This is a genomic window from Nocardiopsis sp. TNDT3, from assembly GCF_003427465.1.
Taxonomy (GTDB): Bacteria; Actinomycetota; Actinomycetes; order Streptosporangiales; family Streptosporangiaceae; genus Nocardiopsis; species Nocardiopsis dassonvillei.
In genome coordinates this window covers 1-3,090 of sequence record NZ_QPFC01001055.1, presented here as the reverse complement: position 1 = coordinate 3,090, position 3,090 = coordinate 1, and the positions used below count along the sequence as shown (strand labels likewise).

The window sequence follows — 3,090 nt, the reverse complement described above, 5'->3', positions numbered from 1 at the left end:
GGCGCCGCCCGGTACAGGGCGCGCATCGCCGAACCGCCGCCGTAGCGCAGGCCCCGGTCGTCCAACTGGCCCGCGACCAGACCCGCGGCGGCCAGCGCGCGGCGCTCCTCGTCCGGTTCCAGCACGCTCACCGGTCCCGGGTGCGCGGGGTCGCCGAACACCACGGCGCGGTTGGCGCGGTAGAGCACCGGCAGCAGTTCGGCCAGCCGGGTGCGCTCGGCCCCGACCACGACGGCCAGGTCGAACAGGCCCGCCCGGGGTTGCAGCGCCCGGACCTGGTCGGTGCGGCACACCCACGCGGGCAGGGTGTCGAACAGCGCGCCCGGGCCCGGCCAGCCGTGGCCGCGGTGCCAGTTGAGGCTCTCCAGGCGGTGCTCGATGGCGGCGCGTCCCCGCCACAGCCGGGGGTCGCCGACCGCGCGCAGGCAGGCGGAGCTGGACCTGCGGTGCCGGGCGAGGGCGTCGGCCAGGTCGGCGGTGAGCGCGTTCAGCGGCGCGCAGCGGATCCGCCGGTCCACGGCCGCGCGCCACTCGCCCTCCAGACGGGCGACCGCGCGCAGGCGGGCGAGGCTGTCGGGGTCGGTGTCCACGCCCAGTTCGCGGCGGACGGCGCCCCGGTGCGCCAGCCCGGCCAGGCCCCCGGCCGCCGCGCGCTCGGCCCGGTGCAGCCAGTACTCGGGGCCGCCCCGCTCCGGGGTGAAGAGGGAGTCGGGGTCCCACCCCTGGGCGACGACCCGGCCGCGTTCCTCGGCCAGGCGGGCGAGCGCGTGGCCGCCGGAGGCCATGGTGTCCATGGCCCGCCACGCCTCGCGGACCGCCGTCCAGTCCGCGGCCAGGTCCGCCCAGTGGACGGTGGGGTCCTCCCCGCCGGAACCGGCGGGGGCCGCGGGCAGGCTCCGGGAGTGCTCGGTGAGGAGCCGGGTGAGCAGCACGGCCTCGGCCGTGCGCCGTCCCTCCCCGCCCACGCGCACGACGGGGTGCCCGGGGGAGGCGTCCGCGCGCAGGCGCACCGCGGCGACGTCGGCCTCGGTGCGACCGCACACCAGGACGCGCTGGCCGTTGCTGACGGCGGTGCGCACGAGGGCGTCGACCAGGTCGTGCACCCCGCTCCCGGGCGGGGCCGCGGCCACGGTGAGCTGCTCGCGCATGGCCGCGCACAGGACCGCGTACTGGGACTGGTCGAGGGCGGTCGCCGAGATCGGGACGGGGGGCTCGGCGGTGTCCCCGCCGGGGTCGGCGCAACCGCGGCGGTTCGCGGCGCGGGAGCAGCGGAAGAGCCGTCCGGACGCCGCCGGGCCGGAGGCCGCGGCCGTTCGGGAGGGCTGTCCGAGCAGGGCCTCCAGGGCGGTCCCGCTGACGTCCTCGGGGTCGAGGCCGTCGCGGCCGGAGGGGTCGAGGTCGGCCAGGACGCCCTCGACGCCGACGGGTTCGCGCTCGTCGGCGTCGTGGCGTCCCCCGGGCCCGGCCCGGAAGAGCACGGCGACGTTGTGGGCGCCGTCCATCCAGGTGCGCGGGGCGCCGCGGGTGCCCAGGGGCGCGATGTCGTCCACCCGCTCGATCTCCAGGCCGGCGAGCAGGAGGCGGATCCTGGCGGCGAGGTCGGCGACGGCCGCGGGGCGCCGCAGGGGGTCGGGCGCCCCGGAGCGCAGCCGGGTCCGGAGTTCGAACAGGTCCTCGGGGTCGGTGAGGCCGAGGCGTTCCAGGAGCGCGGGGTTGACGTCGGGCGGGCCGACCGCGCGGACCAGGGTGTCCCCGGCCCCGGCGGGGGTGTCCGCGGTCTCGTCCGCGACGCGCACGTCGACGGTGAGCAGGGGCAGGGCCGCCCGGTCCCCGCCCTCCCCCAGGACCACGAGCGGGTAGCCGTAGCGCGCGGACTGGCCGAGGTCGTTGGCCGCGCGCAGGACGCGGACGGACTCCGGGCGCAGCGCAAGCGTCTCCCCGGCCCCGCTGAAGAGCACCTCCGGGCCCGGGGGCAGGCACGCGCAGCTGTCGGAGCCCAGGTCGCCGACCGGGACGACGTGGGTGTGCACCGCCTCGCGGCGCATGCAGGCGCGCAGGTAGGCCAGCAGGGAGCTCACCTCGGAACGGTCGATCGGGGGCTTCCAGCGCAGCGAGGCCGTGCCGACTCCCGACGGGCCGCCGAGCGCGCCGGGGAGGGGGCCGGTGACTCCCGGCGGCGCCCCCGGCACGCCCGCGTGCCCGACCTCGTCCTCGTCGTCCCGCAGTGACCTCAACGTCTCCCCCACACGGCTGTGTCATCGGCCGACCACCCACCGACAGCAAGCCATTGTGGTGGATGGACCGGTCCCGGACCCCGCGAACACCGGAACCCGTCACCACTTTCACTCGGGGTGACGACTCCGGGTGACGGCGCCCGGGGCCCGGAGGGCGGTCAGCCCGCGCTGCCGTGGACGCGCAGGGCGATCCACAGCTCGGTGCGGTAGTCGGGATCGTCCAGGTCGCCGGGCAGCAGGTCGCGGATGCGCCGCATGCGGTAGCGCAGCGTGTGCCGGTGGATCCCCAGTGCCTCCGACGCCGCGTCCCACCGGCCCGAGGCCGCGAGGTAGGCGCGCAGCGAGGCCAGCAGTTCGGCCGAGGTGCGCTGGCGCAGCAGCGGGGCGAGCAGGTCCCCGGCCATGCGGGCGCCGGCGGGGGTGTCGGCCAGCCCGAGCAGTCCGCCGGGCAGGTCGCCGACGCGGAGCAGGCCCCCGCCCGCGTCGCGCGCGGCGGCCAGCGCGCGTTCGGCCTGGGACAGCGCCGCGGACAGTTCCGCGTAGGGGGAGGGGTCGCTCACCCCGACCGGCCCCTCCAGGACCTCGGCGAGCACTCCCGTTCCGGTGTCGGCGGGGGCCAGCAGCAGGACGCGGCCGTCGTGCTCGGTGACCAGGACGCCCTCGGGCGGCTGTGCGGGCCCGACCCCGTCGGCGGCCGCCACGAGGACGGGTTCGGCGGGAAGGACCCCGCGCAGCCGCTCCGCCCCCGGGTGCAGGGGGTCCAGCGCCCCGGTGAGCAGCGCCACGAGCACCCCCTCGCGCACCCGGGCCGTGGCGTCGTGCGCGGTGCGCTCCAGTTCGAGGGAGAGCAGCGACA

Annotated in this window: 2 protein-coding genes; both read right to left on the bottom strand. The window is 78.3% G+C overall.

What is annotated here, in order from left to right:
* The coding region (locus DQW06_RS23720) for a DNA helicase (RefSeq protein WP_117199340.1) at positions 1-2,234 on the bottom strand (2,234 nt) is incomplete at its 3' end.
* 158 nt (positions 2,235-2,392) lie between these two features.
* Positions 2,393-3,090 (bottom strand): CdaR family transcriptional regulator (locus DQW06_RS23715; RefSeq protein WP_198662531.1); only part of this gene is annotated, 698 nt, incomplete at its 5' end.